Here is a 972-nt window from a genome sequence, read left to right on the forward strand (position 1 = left end):
CCTAGGCATACTTCTGAAAAATCACCTCAATCACTTCTCAACACGCTAAAAATCAAGGCATCTTACCGAGGAATCCTCTGTTTTGGACAGCAGTGCAGAGGGAGGCAAAAGGGGTCAAACGCAAAATATTAAGATTTAACCACACGACGATCCAAAATGATATTCTAACCAGTCGATCGTATCAATTCCGTTACGGCTCCGCCTCCACTCCATCGATACATCTCACCGTTAATTAAGAAAAAATGGAAGTTAATAGATTCATCGAATGCGCGTCTGACCCCACGCACTGGGAAAAGAAAGCTCTCTCATTGAGGAAAGCAGCGGAAGCAGTTTGGGATCTATTCGAAAAAGAATGGCTCAAAGGGGTTTCGACCCGACCTCTGGATATTGACGTATTCCAAAACGAATTAGCTGAAAACCTACTAAGTAACTCACAATTACTTTATGGCTTGTCGGCCGAATGTGCCCTGAAGGGAATCTTGATTAAGAAAGACCCTAAATCCATTCAATTCACAACAATTGTGGACGGAACCAGAAATGTAACATCAGCAGAGATCTCAAAAAAAGGAAACTCCAGTATCGACACTCACAACCTTGAGAAACTAGCGAAGGAAGCGGGAGTTCTTAAACCAGAAACAGAAGATGGTATAAAAGAAATCCTAGCGTATTGCACAGAGATTGTAATTTGGAGAGGACGATACCCTGTGCCACTCAAGACTGATGGAGGTTTTAGATTCCGAGGGAAGCTCCCGGGGGTGGCTTTCGTTCACTACTTTAGAGACGTATTCGATCCATTCCTCGACGAACTATTTGAAACACTAAAGAATTAACCAATCGCACTGAGCAATGTCGCTAACGCGCCATCGCTCATGCTCACCGATGGTGAGAGAATTGGCAGCTTGACATGTGTTGCATATGCAACACATTCAAAAGTATGAAAACAGCAGCCATTCACAGTCGAATTGACCCGGA

At 43.7% G+C, this 972-nt stretch carries 1 protein-coding gene; it reads left to right on the forward strand.

The genetic code is table 11. The features are described 5' to 3' along the window. Positions 1-242 precede the first annotated feature (242 nt). Positions 243-830: a hypothetical protein gene (locus tag QEH59_RS18585; RefSeq protein WP_308986885.1), complete on the forward strand. Its 588-nt coding sequence runs from the start codon at positions 243-245 to the stop codon at positions 828-830. Positions 831-972 lie beyond the last annotated feature (142 nt).

Source organism: Thalassobacterium sedimentorum (assembly GCF_031127905.1).
Lineage (GTDB): Bacteria > Verrucomicrobiota > Verrucomicrobiia > Opitutales > Coraliomargaritaceae > Thalassobacterium > Thalassobacterium sedimentorum.